Origin of the sequence: Paenibacillus paridis (assembly GCF_006345825.1) — a bacterium.
In the GTDB taxonomy this organism is placed as follows: domain Bacteria; phylum Bacillota; class Bacilli; order Paenibacillales; family Paenibacillaceae; genus Pristimantibacillus; species Pristimantibacillus paridis.
Window position 1 is genome coordinate 321290 of the sequence record NZ_VCIX01000092.1, and the last position, 18287, is coordinate 339576.

Sequence of the window (18287 nt, forward strand, 5' to 3'; positions counted from 1 at the left end):
CATGGGGATGTACAGAATCTTAATTGTTGATGACCAATACTTTGCCTTACTTGGTTTGCAGCAAGGTGTGAATTGGAGCGTGCTGGGCGTTACGCACATTAGCTTGGCGGAGAACGTGGAACAAGCGTTGAAGGTTCTGAGAAGCACTACTGTCGATTTGCTAATTTGCGATATCGAAATGCCGGGCAGCAGTGGTTTGGACTTGTTGGCCTGGGTGGAGCAGCACTCGCCGGACACTTTCACGATTATGCTTACTTGTCATGCAGACTTTGAGTACGCGCAGCGCGCCATCCATCATGGGGCGTTCCATTATTTGCTGAAGCCCGTCGATTATGAGCAATTGAAAAAAGTGGCGGGTGATGCTCTTGCAGAGGCAGGCAAGCAAAAAGAACAAAAAAAGTTTGAAACTCTGTTGCAGGATTATCGAAGGAAATGGGAGCATCAGCTGCCTATATTGGTGGAACGCTTCTGGCAGGACATGATTAGTCAACGGGCATCACTGCTCCTAGATTCGTTGCAAAGGTCCGCACAAACTTGTGGCTTGTCTATCAAGCCTGGTGATCGATATATTCTGGTTCTCCTTGGACTCGAGCAATGGAAAGATAATCTAAGCGCGCGGGATGAAGCCATTATGGAGTACGCGCTTCGCAATTTAGCCGGGGAACTGCTTCTGCTAGAGCTGGAAGGTGTCGTATTTCAGGATCATACGGGTCTCAATCTAGCGATCATATATGCGAAGAATGAAGAGATTTCGATTAGCGACGTGCTTAATTACAATTGCCGTCAATTTCTGAACGAGTGTGAACGGCTCCTTCATTGCTCCTTATCCATTTATATCAGCCCGACAGTATTATTACCGGAGATCGTTAGCGCCTACAGTTATGTGACGGAGAGAGAGCAGCACAACATAACCCGCTCCCGGCAAGTGTTCATGCCTGTCTCTACTCCTTTTGAAAAAACCATGGATCAATTGCATGCAGCAGCTCCTCTAAGCTTGTTTGCGGAGTGGTCGACGATCATGGAACTTGGCGAGCTAGAGGAGTTGGATCGCCGCGTTAAGCAATGGTTTTGGAATAGTGAAGGAAATACATGGACGAAGGAATCCCATCATCAATTTATCCATGGTATTCTCTTCATTATTCACAGCCTATTGGCCCAAAAGGGTTTGTCGATCCACAAGTCGGCAGAGTTAAAGAGCTTGACAGATAAGGAAAGCTATCCGAAACACTCAGATGCCCTTCAAGATTGGACGCGATGCTGCCTGAGGGCAACCATACGACTTCTCACGGTAAGCAACAAAGTATCTTCTGCTGTGGTTACCAAGATTAGACATTACATTCGTTCACGATTGGATCAGGAGATTACCCGGGAAGATTTGGCTGCCCATGTCTATTTGAACCCGGCGTATTTATCCAGACTGTTCAAGAAGGAGACGGGGTTATCTTTGTCGGATGCCATGATTCAGGAACGGATCCTTGAGGCCAAACGATTGCTGGAAGAAACCGAATATAAGATTACAGACATTGCAGAGCTTGTAGGTTATACCAGCTTAGGAAGTTTTTCGAACTTGTTCAAAAGAGTTGTCAGTGTAACGCCACAGCAATATCGGGCACGGAAAAAACGAGATTAATTGATCACTTTGTGAAAGACCCTAGTATGGCTGTATTTTCTGAAAAATGAAGCGTGATTCTTCACTATACGAAGATTAGTTTTTCGAAGCATAATTGCAATCTGGAGTTGCAAAGGATGCACGGTCTATTCAATTTGCATTTGCTTTAGGTTCTATTTTTAATGTGATACCATTGACGTGTATTTATATATTTTTTAGTTGGAGGTGAAAATCGATTGCTCGATATTGAAAAAATTGGAATGAATATATCGAAACTACGGAGAGGTTTACAGTTGACGCAGGTGGAAATTTCAACATTAGTAGGGGTTAGTCATCAAGCCGTTTCTAAGTGGGAAAACGGGGGATGTTTGCCTGATATTGAAGTCTTATTAAGGCTTGGAAAGATTTTTAATCAATCCGTTGAAGAGCTTCTTCTGAGTGAGGGGGTGACAGATCATGTATTTCCTGGTGGAAAAGTCGAACATCTTTACGAAACTTCGGACCTATCTGGTGTATGGACAAAAGTTTTAGATGAAATTAGAAAAAAGATTTCTCTTTCCAGCTTCAATACATGGTTAAGAAATACGAATGCAGAGTACGTAGATGAAACGTTCTTTATCTATAGCCCGAACAACTTCATGTCAGAATGGCTATACCATCGATATTCCTCGCTCATAATTAAAACGCTTGAGGAAATTACGGGTGAGACGGACTTCAAGCTGGAATTTCGATCTAGGGATACAAACGATAGAGGAAACGGATTTTTCCAAGTGGAACCTCTTAAAACTTAGAAAAGAGGTAGGTTTTAAACTAAGGGGGAATTTTTGTTTAATGAAGCTGTGGCAGTCTTAGACTATATTTTCTAGTCCAAGGCTGCCATAGCATTTTACTCTACGATACGTACGCTTACGAACGGCAAATAGTTATCCGCCCGCTCCCTGATACTTGTTTGCGCCATACATCCAAAAGCGGTAGCCTAGTCCATAAATCAGCGGACCCGCGAGCGGGACCAGCCACTTGGCCCAATGCGGAATTAGCGATGTTTCGTACGACAAAAGAAAGGCTGCAGGATAGAAATTGACAAAAGCGAGTGGAACCCCAACGGTCAAGAGCAGCTGAACCACGGTTCCGAATATGGGAAGAGGATAGGATATGAATTCCTTTAATTGGAAAAACAATGAAAACAAGTATCCTGTCCTCACCCATACGAAGGTGGTCGCGCCAATAGCAGTGAGCAATCCAGCATGAATCATTGCACCGCTGATTAAAGCAAGCAGCAAATAGACATAATCTGTCCATGACCACTGTAAATTTAATTGAGCGATAGCCCAAATTAATACAGTTCCGGAAATACTGATATGGGCGACGTATGCTAGGTTAAAACCGCGACTAATCAGGTATAAGTAGGGGTTGACAGGTTTAATGAGCAGCGTATCGAAGGTGCCTTCCCGAACTTGACCTTCCAGACCCGACATCTGCACGAAAGAAAAGGATGCGCCAAGCGCATATGTAAATAATCCAATGCTATAAAGCAAAGCAATTTCAGGCCAGTTCCAGCCAGCAATCGAGTTGAATTGCTTCATGAACAGCCAGATGACAATATAGTCGCCTGCATAGGAAATGATTTGAGCGAAGGCAGAAAGTACAAAATCAGCTCGGTATTCCATTTTCTCTTTCAATAATAATCGAACCAGCTTACTGAAGAGTAATAAAGTCATAGTACGCCTCCTTTCTTATTAGCCTCCTTGAACGATTAATCGCCGAACGGCTTTGCCCCACAGCCAGTGGGCAACAACAAGCAACAAGATGATCCATATCAAGCCTAACGCGATGGTTCTCCATAATTCTGCCTCGTTCTGATTGCCGAGATAAATCGCCGCAGGTACATAGCCTAGATATTGGAATGGCAACAACTTGGCGACCGCTGCCCAGGAAGGGGAATAGAACCACAAGGGCAGAAACGAACCGCTGAAAATGGTAATTAAGCCGCCGAGCGTCCAACTGAGAGCAAAATGGCTTAAGAACCAGAAGGCAAGAAGAGAAACAAGATAACCAAGTAGAAAAGAAAGAATTAAAGCCATTAGCAGAGCCCCTAGAAAAGCAATGAAATGTATCGTTGAAGCTGGAGGAAGCATTCCGAACAAAATCCATGCAAGAATCAGAGAGGGGATAACTGTGAAAATGAACTGATAAAGCGATTGTCCAAGCCCATCAAAAAGCAGATATAAAGGATAGGAGAGCGGTTTGATTAGCTCTGATGCAATACTGCCGGATTTAAGACTGCCGTCAACCTTACTGCTAACCCGGTTTAGCAAAAGAGCAAAAAGGAGGGTGTTTAGTATACTATATGTAATCATTTGCTCGACTGTCGTACTGGCTGAACCGCCGTTACCGATAACGGCCCTCCAAATCTCGACTTGGATGAGTATTGCAAAATAGTTTCCGAGCAGACGAAGCCATACTTCGGAACGAAATGCTAACTGGTTAACAAAGGCCTTTAACGTAAACATGAAATAGGTCGACATTGTCTGCTCCTTTTCATCCGATTTTGCTAATCGGTTGTTCCTCACTAGCTAGTTGAAGATACAGCTTGCGTATGACGGATTCGATATCCAGACTTTCAATAGAGGCGTCTTCTACAGGGTATTGGGAGGCAATCCGGCTGACGTGTTCAAATACGGTTGATTCACCTCGCGGTACTAAAAAGGTTTTGCGTATTCCCTCGTCCTGAAGCAACGTAATGCCAGGGATATCGAGCAGCCCGGGATCAACTCGGAAATCGATGATAACTTTCCTTTCACTTCCCAGCTTAGCTCGTAAATCTTCTACAGAGCCATCGTAGACTAGGCTTCCTTTGTTAACGACAAGCATACGTGGGCAAATTTCTTCAATATCTTTCATGTCATGGGTAGTTAATACAATAGTAACTTTACGCTCCCGATTTACAGTGCGAAGGAAGCGCCGAATTTGATCCTTGGCCATCACATCTAGACCGATCGTTGGTTCATCGAGAAATAGTATTTTGGGCTCATGAAGCAGCGCCATGGCGATCTCAACTCGCATACGTTGCCCCAAGCTAAGCTGTCTTACAGGCTTCTGCACAAATTCATGAACGGAGAGCAGGCTCATGCAAAGCTCCAGATTTTTACGAAATGCAGAATCCGGTATTTTATAGATGTATTTGTGAAGATCAAAGGAATCTGTGACGGGAAGGTCCCACCATAATTGACTTCGTTGTCCAAAAACGACCCCGATTTGCTGTGCATTCGCTTTTCTTGCTTCATGCGGTACTACGCCGAGTACTTTAATGTCTCCATTCGTTGGGACCAGGATGCCTGTCATCATTTTAATCATTGTAGATTTACCTGCACCATTTGGCCCCAGATAACCAACGGCTTCTCCTTCGTTGATCGTAAATGACATATTGTTAACAGCATCTTCTTCTGTATATTGCCTTGTAAAAAGACTTCTAACGGACCCGATCAGTCCAGGAAATCGTCGGTATTGCCGATACGTCTTAGTGATTCCGTTAACGGCTATTATACTCACATCGTCACCTGCCTTTAGAATTTATCGCTACGTCGATAATTTACAATTTAACCATCTTAAGGGAAATTGGGGGTAAATACAATAGATTGTAAAATAATCTATGATTTGATGGGTAAATGATCAGCTAATTGACAGGTTGTTTCCAATTTCACTATGTAGTAAATTTTGAGTTACTAATTATTGGGGGAAGAAAAGACCTTGGAGAAGATAAATCTTATATTCCAACAAATTAAACTCAATCTAGCCAACAACTTATTTGTGTTCAAATTGGCGTGGAGTATGCATCCACAGAGAGTGGTGGCGGACTTTGCAGTTCAAGCCGTAAGACAGTTTGGTTATGTATTCTTTTCCGTATATTTCATGAAATACATCATTGAATCGATATCAATCGAAAGGGAGTTTCAACAAGTTGTCTATTTCATAATTATGACACTGATGTTGATATTCGTTTTAATTTTACTGGACAATTGGTATGAATACCGCTTCAGACCCTTAAGTGATCTCAAGCTGTATGAGAAGCTGTATCTTATTCTTTTTCGGAAGGCTGCATCCGTAGAATTGAAATGCTTTGAGGATCATGAATTTTATAATAAATATACAAAAGCGATTCAAGAGGCCGACCAAAGAGTCAGCGCTGTTCTTGAAAATCTCTCCAGAGTGATCTTCGTCTCGCTCGCAACGATTAGTATATTTACCGTAATGTACGCCATTGACCCGTGGGTCGTATGGTTTGCTTTATTGCCGATTGTGGGGAACTTTTATTTTGGGAAGAAGCTTAACCGAATTCAGTTCCAGCAAAATAATGAGCGGGTACCCTACCAACGAAAAATGGACTATGTCAACCGGGTCATCTATTTATCCCACTTTGCCAAGGAAATCCGACTGTCCCGCATATTTTCAGTTCTGAGAAACACTTATATAGAAGGCTATGACGGTGCAATTTCGGTCGTTCATAAGTACCGTCTCAAAGCAGGCGTTGTTTCCTTTTTTAAGATATTTACAACCTTCACCCTCATATTTCAAGGGGTTTTGTTGTATGGAGCTTATTTGGCTATTGTCAAACAGTCCATTTCTATTAGTTCCTTTGTTGTTCTGGGAAGCGCAATGGTCGGTGGTGCGTGGTCACTCATCCGTCTGTCTGATAGCTTTGTAGAGATTAATAAAAACGGAATTTACATTGAAAATTTAAAAACCTTTTTAAGCTACGTTTCCGAAATTGAGGAGCATGCAGAACCAGTTAAAGCAATGGTGCCGCCAATAAAGCAATTAACCTTTCGACATGTTCACTTTACTTATGATGGGGAAACGGAGGCCTCTATTCGTAAGATTACGCTGGAAGTGAATAAGAATGAGAAGATAGCTCTAGTTGGCCATAATGGCGCAGGCAAATCAACGTTAATCAAGCTTATGATGCGATTGTACGATCCTACTGAGGGCGAAATATTATGGAATGGTCAAAATATTAAAGAGTTTGATCTCCGGTCATACCGCTCAATGCATGGAACCATATTCCAGGATTTCAAAATTTTTTCGATGACGATTGCAGAGAACGTGCTTATGCGCGATATGGAAACGGAAGCGGACCGCAGGCTAGTCATAGATGCGCTCAAGAAAAGCAGAATTTATGACAAGATAGCCTCGTTGCCCGAAGGAATAGATACGATGCTTACGAAGGAGTTTGATGAACATGGAGTTGTCTTATCCGGCGGCGAGTATCAGAAGATTGCAATAGCGCGCATTTTTGCACAACAGGCTGAAATCCTTGTGCTTGATGAGCCTACGAGCGCGCTGGATCCGATTGCGGAATATGAAATTTTTGAAAGTATGATGGAAGCCTGCAAGGATAAAGCCGTTGTTATTATTTCTCATCGCATGTCATCAGCTATGCTGGCAGATCGTATTTATTTTATGGAGGATGGCGAAATTCGAGAGTTTGGTTCGCACATGGAATTGATGCAACGGAAAGGGAAATATGCGGAGCTATTCTTAAAGCAAGCAGAAAAGTATGTTGATCAAGAAGAGTTGGCAGGAGTGGTGAATCTGCATGAAGCCTAATAAGCATAGCTTTACTCGGGTCCTTAAGAATAATTGGTTTATTATGAAATATGGGCTGCGCTATTCCCGCAACTATATCATTTTTACATGCTTGTATGCATGCTTGCAGGAAATCGAAATTTTTATCGAACATGTCCTTTTGATTAAGTTTGTATTCGACAGCGTTCAATCTGGAACTTCCTTCTCTACCGTTGCCTTCTATATCGGCCTTACGGTTTTGTTTATCGCACTCTGCTTTGTGCTTGACAGCATCTATTATCAGAGCGTGGAACCGAAAGGAAAAGAATTGCTGTATCAAAAGCTGCGGATGGATCTCTACGAAAAAGCGATTAGCACCGATTTGGCCAACTATGATGATCCTGTTTATTATAATGATTATGTGTGGAGCGCCAATGATGCCCATAATCGAATTGATGCTACGATAAACAACATTAGAAAATTGTGCCGATCCGTCACGGTGATTATAACCTCTATAAGCTTTTTCTTGTTCGTTGACAAGCTTGGTTTGCTATTTGTGCTCGCGTCTTTCATTCTAACTCTAATTGTCAGCATGATCACCAATAAAATCAGGTACAAAATGAGAATGGAGCTAAACGAAAAGGATCGTAAACGAATCTATTTGAAACGGTTGTTTTATTTGGCTGATTATGCGAAGGAATTAAGACTTTATTCCATCAAGGAGAAATTTTTTAGAGATTTCAGCCATACGCATAAAGAAATGCACGGAATTATTCAAAAGCGTTCGAAAAAGCAGTTCTGGTTAAATTTCACCTCAGAGTATTTCTTCAACGAGTTGATTTTGAGTGGCATGTACGTGACTTATGTTGTCTTTATGTCGTTAGTGAAAGGAACGCTAAGCTATGGAAGCGCAGTTACATTGTTGAATTCATCCTGGCGTCTAAAAGGCAACATGCAATATATGACGACGCTCATCAGTGAGATGCAAGAGAACAGCTTATATATCGAGAAGTTAAGAAGCTTTCTGGGGCAAAACAACGCTCTGAAGGAAGCGGAAGATCCTCTCCCTGTGCCGGATAAGTTTGCTGGATTAATGATAAGAGAGCTATCGTTCCAATATGGTCATTCCGGGCCGCGAATTTTAAATAACGTCAACTTAAACATCAAGCCTGGAGAAAAAATTGCAATCGTAGGTTACAATGGTGCGGGGAAAACAACCTTAACGAAACTGATCATGCGTCTATATGATGCAAGCTCGGGAGACATTCGCTTAAATGGAATACAAATTGATCAGTTTAAGCTGGATGATTACCGTATGAAGATTAGCTCGGTTTTTCAGGATCACCAGTTGTTCGCTGCTACGCTTTCCCAAAATGTCGTCATGAATCAATATACATCCAGCGATACATCTCTGGTAAGAGAAGCGCTGGAGAAAAGCGGTTTTGGCAACAAGCTGCAGTCCTTCCGATTGGGGACCGATACGTCCGTTACCAAGGAGTTTGATGACGCTGGAATTGAGCTATCTGGCGGAGAGGCACAGAAGGTGGCGATTGCAAGAGTATTCGCGAAGCCGACTCTTCTCATCCTATTAGACGAGCCTTCCAGCGCATTGGATCCTATGAGTGAATACCATTTGAATCAAGTGATGCTGGAGAAGGCAGAAGATCGACCTATCATTTTTATTTCACACCGCTTATCGACGACCAGAATGGCGGATCGTATTCTCATGATGGAAAATGGTCAAATTATTGAGCAAGGCTCACACGAAGAGCTTATGAAAATGGATGGGAAGTACGCTCAAATGTTTAACCTTCAGGCCTCGCGATACCGCGTGGTTGTAGGAGCTTGAACATCATGAAAGCAGAGGTGGCTTGTTTAGTAGAATGAAGAGAAATAACCTGGGACAACTTTATTGAATGTATCGAACTTTAAGTTAGCCAAGCGCTTAAGCTGGGAGAGGAGTAATAGGTTTGCATGAAAACACGCCAGCACTGGCGTGTTTTTGCATGCTATCGGTAATCGCTTTTTGATTTACGACTTCTTATTGTGGAACAAGTAAAGATTAGACAGCATTATAAAAAATAGACCCTTGATTTTTTAGTGATTAATCATGGACAATAATAATCATGCATAATTAACTCGTTATCGAGAAATGGGGTAGTCATCTTGCAGAAGCGAATACGGAACAAGTCTGCGCTCGTGCTCACTGCATTCTTGTTTATGCAGACGCTTATAGCGTGCGAGAATGATACAACGGCAGAGAAGCTGGATACTGGTGGTGCGGAACAATCCCTGTATTCAGATTTAGGCTTGACCAAATATAATCCTCCGATCGAAATTTCGCTCGTACGTGAAATAGACGAAGATTTTAGTGATTTAATTACCCATTTTCCGGGGGAAACACTTGAAAATAATCGATGGACGCAGCTCTATGAGGAGGTGCTTGGTATTCGGGTTAAGTACCAATGGACTGCGAAGAGGGATCTTTATCAGCAAAAACTAGGATCTGCGTTAGCATCGGGCAACATCCCCGATATCGTTAGAGTGGATGCACAGCAGCTGCGGCAATTGGCGAACGAAGATCTCATGCAGGATTTAACCAGTGTGTATGAGCAGTATGCAGCGCCGTTCACCAAGGATGTGCTGAACCAGGAAGGAACAGGGCCGTTTGAAGCGGCAACGATTGACGGGAAGCTGATGGCGATACCGGAAACGTCGGCATCCATTGAAGGTGCCCAATATTTATGGATACGGACCGATTGGCTGGATAGGCTGGGTTTAAAGCCGCCAGAGACGATGAATGAGTTGCTTGCGATTTCGAAAGCGTTTACAGAAAATGATCCTGACGGGAACGGCAAGGACGATACTTACGGGCTGGCGCTAACGCAGTATTTGTGGGACCCCGTTATGGGAGCTTTGAACTTTATGGCTGGATATGGCGCGTACCCAAATATTTGGTTGGAGGATGGGAAGGGCAGGCTCATGAATGGAGCCGTTCAGCCGGAAGTGAAAAAGGCGCTCGCCGTTCTTCAACAGATGTACCTCGATGGGCAAATTGATCCGGAATTTGCGCTGAAGGACGGTCGCAAAGAGAAGGCGATGATTACGGAAGGGAAAATCGGCATCATGTACGGTGAACAATGGGGATCATTTATGGTTCAAGCGAACTACGAGAAAGATGAGGAAGCGGACTGGCAGCCTTTTCCTATTGTGTCGGATAGCGGTCAGAAGCCCAAAGTACCGCTTCGCTTTGCGACTACGCAGTTTCTAGCCGTCAAAAAAGGGGTAGAGCACCCCGAAGCGATCGTGAAAATGATCAATTTGCATCTAGAGAAAAATTGGGGCGTTACAGCGGAATATGAAACTTACTACAGCACTCCGTATCCAGCATGGCAGCTCTCGCCTTTTACTCCCGCGCCATTGCTTAAAAACTACGAGGCTTTTCTGCAGCTGGATGAATTCCGAACTACGGGAGACGAAGCGGTGCTGCATGATGAGGCTAAAGCGATCAAAAAAAATATCGATGCGTATTTGACTAAAAACAACGTAACCGGCTGGGGGTGGGAACGTACTTACGGGCCCAAGGGGGCGTTCTCCATCTTCAGGGATTATGAAAAAAACAATCAGCTGCTCTACGAGAAGTTTGTCGGCGTTCCGACGCAAGCGATTATCGAGAAGCAATCCATATTAGACGATTTGAAGCATAAAACATATATGAACATTATTCTTGGACGGCCTATCGAGGAATTTGACCGTTTCGTTGAAGAATGGCATCGATTAGGCGGATCGCAGATGACGGCAGAGGTAAACGAGTGGTATACGAAGAAGGGTGGTTCATCCTAGATAAGAATGGGGGTCGTACTTGTCGATTCTTATGCTTTTTGGTCCCATGTCTTCTCCATGGATAATGCTGCTTGCGAGGAGTTGTGTAAGATTGCTAAAGATACCCGTCAATTCCATGCGCCATGCCTTGTTTTTAAGGCTTGTCATCATGCATCTTGTCGTTATTTTGCCTATTATCTTACTTGGCGTTTATTTATATAACTGGAGCTACACCAACGCGAGCGAGGACATTTCCAGAAACACCTTGGCACAGCTGTCATCGTATCTTGAGGACATGAACCGCGAGGTGGAATGGCTGGAGGTTCAGCAATTCGATATGCTGCAGGAAGGAGAGCTTACGAAAGTCGCGGTAACGTGGGATATGATGGACAGCGTCGAGAAGAAGGAGAGCATGGATTACTTGGTTCATCGGCTGACCTCCATTAAGAACAGCAGCGCTTTTATGAAGGATATATACGTTCATATTCCCTCTATAGGAAAAACGCTCTCATTTAGTAATGCGGTTCATGATCTTGAACAAGAAAGGTATGAACAAATTCGTGCCGTGTCGGAAAGAAACGGGGCGAAGCGTCTCATCAGGCAGGGCGACTCGCTTCATCTAAGCGCTTCCAAATTCGGAGGAAGGAAGGGGGAAGAACCGCTTTACATCGTGCAGATCGAGCTTGACATGGCGAAGCTGAAGGAATCGTTGAATCAAATGAACGTTTATGCCGAGAGTGGTAGTTTCCTAATCGCCGAAAAGGCGGATTTTGCGCTGCTGGGCAACGAAAAGTCTAGCGATATTTTGGACAAATACTTGCTAACATCGCGTTTTTCTGAAGAACGTTCTCTTTTATTGAAAGTAAATGGACAAACGTATCATGTCGACAAAGCAGATTCACCAGAATTAGGGCTTTCTGTCGTCACGTATTTACCAGAGGAGACGGTCAAGAGGCCGCTTAATAAGTTTAATTATTGGGCTTGGCTGTTCACAGCTACGTCGATTCTTGCGATTGTCGTTTATTCTCTCTCGACATACAGCCTCGTTCATCGGCCATTGCTGCTGCTTGTTCAGAGCTTCCGCAGAATGGAAGGCGGCACGCTAGACATTAAGATTAATCACGAAAAGAAGGATGAATTCGGTTATTTGTATGATCGTTTCAATCACATGCTAAACAAACTGCAAGCGCTGATTGATCAGGACTTTAAGCAAAAGCTGATGATGCAGAAAGCGGAATTGAAGCAGCTGCAGTCCCAAATTAATCCCCATTTTCTGTACAATAGCTTCTTTATCCTTAATTCACTCGCAAAAACGGGCGATACGGACCGTATTGAGCTATTTACGAATATGCTTGGCGAATATTTCAGATTCATTACGCGCAATGGGGAGGATAACGTTTACCTTTCGGAGGAAATCAAGCATGCAAGGATGTATACCGAGATCCAGAAGCTTCGGTTCTCCAGACGCATAAGTGTACAATTCGACGAGCTGCCGAAGGAAATGGAGCGTATACGCGTACCAAGGCTTATCGTTCAGCCGATTATTGAGAACGCCTACGAGCATAGTCTAGAGAATATGACGGAGGATGGATTTCTCCGTATCTTCTTTGCACGGAATGAGCACGAGTCGGTCATTGTCGTCGAGGATAACGGTAATCGGATCGACGATGCTATAATCGACGCTTTAAACGGTCAAATGGAAAATAACGGGGAAGTACTTGAAATGACAGGAATCATCAATATCCACCGTCGTATTATACTGACCTATGGAGAAGGAAGCGGATTGTTTCTGTCCAGAAGTGAGCTAGGTGGTTTGCGGGTCGAAATTCGCATTAATTCAAAGGAGGCGGAGGGGGATGCACCGGCTGCTAATCGTCGATGACGAGGAGATAATAACCGACGGACTTTATGAGGTGTTGAGCAAGCTCATACCGGATCAATTGGACGTTTGCAAGGCGTATTCGGCTAAGGAAGCTCTGGAATGGATGTCACGAACGCGTATCGATATCGTATTGACCGATATTGCTATGCCGGGTAAAAATGGACTGGAATTGTCGGAGGAAATATTGAAGTATTGGCCAAGATGCAAGGTTATTTTTCTTACGGGGCATAGCGAATTTGATTTTGCTTACCGGGCATTTCAAATGCCGGATGTCCGTTACTTGCTGAAGACTGAAGGATATGAGAAAGTGACGGAAGCTGTACAGGCTACCTTGCTCGATATTCAGCGAAGCACGGTTGAGATCATGCTGCTGGAGCAATCGCGTGAGCAGAAGTATGCATACGAGTTCATGGCGCAAGGCGATTATATGAGGCAACTGCTGCAAGAGAGTGATGCACTCTGTTTGGAGCAGAAGGAGGTCATTGCGGAGTTTGGCCATTTGAATATCGGACTGGACCCAACGAAAACCGTCATGCTCGTACTGGCAAGGTTATCCTACCCATCAGGTCTAACGTATACGGAAAGAAGCAAGCTGCTTGCTTCAGCCAGGGCAATCTGGGATTCGTTGTTGAAGGATCATGTGGAGAGCATTGGCATTGTTGATCGGCATGGCGACCTGATGTGGTTTATACAGTCTGGAAGTGATGGCTGCGATAAACCAGCCGTTGACTTTGGTTGTTATATCGAGGGAGTGCTTGAGCTTATTCAAGAAGCCTGTCTTGCCTCTCTCAAGTTGGAAATTACGCTGACAATAAGCGGAGCGAGCTGCGATTGGACGGCCGTTACCCCGCAATATGAAAGACTTCGCCGACTGCAGCAACTGAGAATCGGAACCGGTATTTGCATGATGCTAAGGGATCATGACGAGAATATGGATGGCATTTCGGGCAAAGAAGCATTCGTACCGAGCCGAAAAGCAGAGATTATGGCCGCACATTTGGAGGCTGGACGCTCGGAAGAGTTTTATACCAATTGGGAGCAATTGTCGAGTATGGCGCTGGTTCACAATGTGCAAGCGCAGCGAGCCATTGAAGCTTATTATTCGGTTGCACTAATGCTCTATTCGTGCTTAAACAAGTTGGGGCTGCAAAGCCGTTTGGACGATCACGGAAAGCTGATGCGATTAGATGACCATGCCTCAATGAAGGAGGGGTTCGAGTATTTGAAGCAAACCGCGGAAGCGATATTCCAATACAAGCAGAGCGACGAGCGGGATAGAGCTTCGCAAATCATTGATCGCATTTGCCAGTATGTCGATGATCATCTCAGGGAGGATCTTTCTTTGGTACGGCTTGCGGAAATCCACTACTTCAATCCGTCCTATCTGTCGCGCTTCTTCAAGCAGGAACGGGGAATAAATTTATCTGAATACATCGACACCTGCAGAGCAAGAATAGCGAAAAAACTGCTGCATGACAACGATCTGAAGGTACGAGAGGTTGCTATGTCAGTTGGGTATGAAGCAGCGCATTCGTTCAGGCGTTTCTTCAAGAAAGTGACCGGCATGACGCCCCAAGAGTATCGTGATTCCCTTAACTTATAGGCGGGTGACCATAAATAAGGTAATTGAGGCATGGAATAAGAGGCTGGGCAATGACGCTGTTCGCAAGCGTGAGAATAGTTGAAAAATGAAAAAAGCGGCAATCGTATCCTTATGTTAGCAAAGGAGACGATTGCCGCTTCTTTCATTAAAAGAGAAGTAAAGATCGGTTGTACACGATAAAGAAGTTATATTTAATAAATACGGTAGTTACCGCTTAATGCCAGCAGACTGAAGAAATACAAGCAATTATCATAATAACGCCGATCACCGGTACGCAACGGCGTGTCCCAGAACAAGCGGACAAAATAGTCGTTATTGGGACCGTCTGCTGCGAGAGATGCCATTGCATTTGTGGCAAGAAGGCCGATCGGATGCAGCGCCAGTTCCTCGAAGGGTTCGCCGTCAATCGTATAGCGACGATAGTCGGCAACATCAAGGTTACGGAAGAATGCCTGGATGCGATTACTCTGATTGATTTGCCATGGGTCTTTGCGGAACCATTCGTAGTCAAGTCCAATATTCGCTGCTACGCGGTAAGCGTCACTGAAGAAATGCCTATAGTCGCCGTGCCGCTGGGGTACCGCGGGCGTACCGTCATAGTTCGCGTATTCAGGCGATAGTCCCGTCACGGGGTGGCAGGCGGTATGCAGGTAAGCGCGGCTCGCATCGGCAGCTTCTCTCCAGAACGGCCGGTCCTGTTCATCGGAATAAATAGCGAATAACTCATAGAAGTGCGGGAGATGGTAGGAGGGATCGCTAAAGGGAGCTTCAGGTATGAATTTAATCAGCTTTGTTGCCGGATCCCACATCGGGTCGCCTTCGCCGTTCTCACCCTGATGGATGCATGCGCGCAAAATGATTTTGGCTTGCTCGGAATAATTGAACGGCGCCGCCTCGTCCCCCCAACGATTCGAGGCGAAAATCAAGGCCATGGCGAAAAACTCTTCCCCGTCGGGTGCGGGACCCTGTGAGATGCGAGTGCCGTCCGGTTTGCAATGCCACGCAAAGTAATGCTTGTAGCGGCCTTCTTTATGCTGCATGAACGTCTTCGCATAGTTCCACAGTCTGTCGAATTCATCCTTTTTGTTCATTTGTACTGCCATCATCATGCCGTAAGACATGCCTTCGGAGCGCACGTCTAGATTGCCGGTATCGAGGAGATAGCCTTTGTCATCGCCCAGTGGGTAATAGATTCGAATCTCAGGGTCGCCATAGAACAGCTCGTTCCAAGCCTGCGTCAGCTTGCTTTCAATTTCCAGATGGGAATATCCTAGTTCCTTGAATAAATTCTTGTAGTTGCCTGTATGGAAAGCACCTTGACTTGCGTCTGACACTGTCGTAGCCTCCAGTATACTTTTTCTACTATCATAACATGGTCGATGCCTAAGGAATTAAAGCGTTTACTTTTAAAAATATAGCATTTTCCAATGTTCGAAGGGAGAGCGATGCCTCATATCTAGCGTTACTGCCTGATTTGTTTAATCCTTAACGTTATTTCATCAAGTAGGCGAGCCTAGGGGCTTAAATGCTTATCTCGCTTTGTAAACGTACTCATCTGAATAAAAACTAGAACTTGGCAGGTTGTACCTTATCGGGGTTAACCTTACTATGTTCAATAGTAGGGAAAGAGGTGAAAGCTTGAAAACAAGCAACAAGCGCTATGGACTCATTGCCGCCCTTGCAGTGATCGCCACAGCGATATTCTTTCTCAGCCAATTGCAGGATAATCGGAACGAATCGGAGCAACGGCCGCCTGTGAAGTTGTCCGCTTATCTGAACGAAAAGACGATTGAGTTGAGCAAGAAGAAGAATAGCACCTATGAAGTGGAATTACTTATGGATGATTTTCCGATCGGGACGCAGGTGGCACATATTCGAGCCTTGCTTCACATGCCAGCTGCCTTTGAAGTCGGTTCCATTGTTCTGAATCCCAATAACGTTTCGGCGGCAACCGTTGACTTTCAGCCAGCCGAGGAAGGGCTGGAGCTTTGGATCAGGAATGACAACGGTTCCGAGGTTTTGTTCAAAAACCTTGACGGCAGCAAAAGGCTTGCTACCATTACATTAAAACAAAAACGGGAGTTGATTGTGAAAATGAAAGAAGAATTGAAGGTAAACAGTCTGGAAATATTGGAGCCTAATCAGAATAAAACGAAATATGACGTGAACGGGGCAGCCACGGAGCTTAGCTATGAGCCGCCGGCCAGCGCAGTTGGAAAGCTCCCTCAGAACGGCAATCCAATTTTATCCCATAAATTTGGCGCAGATCCGTATGCTCTCGTATATAATGACCGCGTTTATATTTACAGCACTTACGATGTACTTGAGTATGACACCGCCGGCGAGGTGAAGGACAACTCTTTCGGATCAATCATTCGGCTGTCGATCGTTTCTTCCTCGGATTTAATGAACTGGACGGATCATGGTTTCGTAGTTGCTGCTGGTCCCGAAGGAGCGGCAAAGTGGGCGACACAATCCTGGGCACCGGCAGCGGCGCATAAGGTGTTTGACGGCAAGGATAAGTTCTTCCTTTACTTCGCGAACAACGCAAGCGGCATTGGCGTACTGACGAGCGACAGCCCGACGGGTCCGTGGATCGATCCAATCGGCAAGCCGCTAATTGCGAGATCGGCGCCAGCCGCAGAAGGAGTCACATGGTTGTTCGATCCGGCTGTGCTGGTCGATGACGACGGCAAGGGCTACATTTACTTCGGCGGGGGGATCCCGGAGGGCAAGGAAGCGAGACCGGATACGGCTCGCGTTATGCAGCTAGGAGACGATATGATCAGCGTTGTCGGCGAATCCGCTGTCATTCCGGCACCATTCATGTTTGAGGATGCTGGGATCAACAAAGTAGACGGCACTTATTATTTTACGTATTGCTCCAATTTCTACGACGGCACTCGTCCAGAGGGAAGCCCGCATGCAGGAGAAATCGCCTACATGACAAGCGACCATCCGATGGGACCTTGGACATACCAAACGACTATTCTGAAAAATCCCGGCCATTTCTTCGGCGTGGGCGGCAATAATCACCATGCGATGTTCCAATTCCAGAAGGAATGGTACATTGCGTATCACGCGCAAACATTGTCTAAGGCGATGGGTGTGCCGAAAGGCTACCGATCGACACATTTGAACAAAGTGAGCCTCGTCGCGGACGGATCGATTCAAGAAATCGAAGCTGACTTGAAAGGTGTGCCGCAGCTCGATAAGCTTAATCCGTTCTCGCGAGTGGAAGCAGGTACGTTTGCTTGGAGCGCAGGCATTGATGTGATACCGCATAAGATGGACGAGATCGGAACGACGGTTGAAGAGGTGGCAGTCGGAGCTATTCACAATGGCGATTGGACGGCCGTGTCCAGTGTGGACTTCGGGGCAGGTGCCTCTACGTTCACAGCATTCATAGCGGGCGGAAGCGAAGCCGCCGTTATAGAGCTTCGTTTGGACAGTACGGACGGCACTTTGCTGGGTTCACTTTCTATTCCGGAGGGAGATGGATCGGCAGGCTGGATTGAAGCAAAAACAGCGGTCGAAGGCGCGGAAGGCGTTCACGATCTGTATTTTATGTTTAAAGGCAAGGCTGACACGGAGTTGTTCACATTCCGTGCATGGCAGTTCGCCAAATAGTTGAAAAGTGTATCGTTAATGAAATTCATCTCGCTGTCTTGAAATGAAAAAGACTTACAGCCTCGTTGCTGTGAGTCTTTTTCATTGATATGAAGCTGAGATTTTCATGCCATCAGAGTGGCTGGAACGATGAAATAAGAAGCGTTTGTTATCACTTTTTGGGTTTAATTTATAGTTCT

At 45.1% G+C, this 18287-nt stretch carries 12 protein-coding genes; 8 read left to right on the forward strand and 4 right to left on the reverse strand.

The annotated features are described in order from the left end of the window. Position 1: 1 nt before the first annotated feature. Both FJQ58_RS23440 and FJQ58_RS23445 read left to right on the forward strand, forming a co-directional pair. Positions 2–1630, forward strand: a complete 1629-nt coding sequence (locus tag FJQ58_RS23440) for a response regulator (protein ID WP_139997237.1) — start codon at positions 2–4, stop codon at positions 1628–1630. Between the two features lie 215 nt (positions 1631–1845). Next, complete coding sequence (locus FJQ58_RS23445) at positions 1846–2400, forward strand: helix-turn-helix transcriptional regulator (protein ID WP_139997238.1); 555 nt, start codon at positions 1846–1848, stop codon at positions 2398–2400. Between the two features lie 132 nt (positions 2401–2532). Here FJQ58_RS23445 and FJQ58_RS23450 read toward each other — a convergent pair whose 3' ends face one another. Genes FJQ58_RS23450 through FJQ58_RS23460 form a run of 3 tightly spaced genes read right to left on the reverse strand, consistent with a single transcriptional unit; the run spans position 2533 to position 5158 of the window. Beyond that, the gene (locus FJQ58_RS23450; RefSeq protein ID WP_139997239.1) at positions 2533–3327 is read right to left on the reverse strand and encodes an ABC transporter permease; all 795 of its coding nucleotides are present in this window, start codon (positions 3325–3327) and stop codon (positions 2533–2535) included. Positions 3328–3345: 18 nt separating this feature from the next. Next, on the reverse strand, positions 3346–4134 hold the full coding sequence (locus tag FJQ58_RS23455; RefSeq protein WP_139997240.1) for an ABC transporter permease: 789 nt from the start codon (positions 4132–4134) through the stop codon (positions 3346–3348). A 13-nt stretch (positions 4135–4147) separates the two neighbouring features. After that, positions 4148–5158: an ABC transporter ATP-binding protein gene (locus tag FJQ58_RS23460; RefSeq protein ID WP_139997241.1), complete on the reverse strand. Its 1011-nt coding sequence runs from the start codon at positions 5156–5158 to the stop codon at positions 4148–4150. 279 nt (positions 5159–5437) lie between these two features. Here FJQ58_RS23460 and FJQ58_RS23465 point away from each other — a divergent pair, with 279 nt between their 5' ends. The 5 genes from FJQ58_RS23465 (at position 5438) to FJQ58_RS23485 (ending at position 14478) form a co-directional block, all read left to right on the forward strand. Next, positions 5438–7213 carry an ABC transporter ATP-binding protein gene (locus tag FJQ58_RS23465; protein WP_139997242.1) on the forward strand — a complete coding sequence of 592 codons (1776 nt, stop codon included), beginning with the start codon at positions 5438–5440 and terminating at the stop codon, positions 7211–7213. Beyond that, positions 7203–9020: an ABC transporter ATP-binding protein gene (locus FJQ58_RS23470; protein ID WP_139997243.1), complete on the forward strand. Its 1818-nt coding sequence runs from the start codon at positions 7203–7205 to the stop codon at positions 9018–9020. Before FJQ58_RS23465 ends, FJQ58_RS23470 begins: the two co-directional genes overlap by 11 nt. A gap of 371 nt (positions 9021–9391) precedes the next feature. Next, positions 9392–11014: an extracellular solute-binding protein gene (locus FJQ58_RS23475; protein ID WP_140000000.1), complete on the forward strand. Its 1623-nt coding sequence runs from the start codon at positions 9392–9394 to the stop codon at positions 11012–11014. Positions 11015–11105: 91 nt separating this feature from the next. Next, the gene (locus tag FJQ58_RS23480; RefSeq protein ID WP_420799860.1) at positions 11106–12875 is read left to right on the forward strand and encodes a sensor histidine kinase; all 1770 of its coding nucleotides are present in this window, start codon (positions 11106–11108) and stop codon (positions 12873–12875) included. Then, positions 12850–14478 (forward strand): response regulator, encoded by a 1629-nt coding sequence (locus FJQ58_RS23485; protein WP_139997244.1) that lies wholly within the window; start codon positions 12850–12852, stop codon positions 14476–14478. The genes FJQ58_RS23480 and FJQ58_RS23485 overlap by 26 nt, the downstream gene beginning before the upstream one ends. Positions 14479–14669: 191 nt before the next feature. On the opposite strand, the gene FJQ58_RS23490 is transcribed toward FJQ58_RS23485, so the two are convergent. Then, positions 14670–15812: a family 8 glycosyl hydrolase gene (locus tag FJQ58_RS23490; protein WP_139997245.1), complete on the reverse strand. Its 1143-nt coding sequence runs from the start codon at positions 15810–15812 to the stop codon at positions 14670–14672. Between the two features lie 304 nt (positions 15813–16116). On the opposite strand from FJQ58_RS23490, the gene FJQ58_RS23495 reads away from it, so the two are divergent. Beyond that, positions 16117–18108 (forward strand): glycoside hydrolase family 43 protein, encoded by a 1992-nt coding sequence (locus tag FJQ58_RS23495; RefSeq protein WP_238404294.1) that lies wholly within the window; start codon positions 16117–16119, stop codon positions 18106–18108. Positions 18109–18287 lie beyond the last annotated feature (179 nt).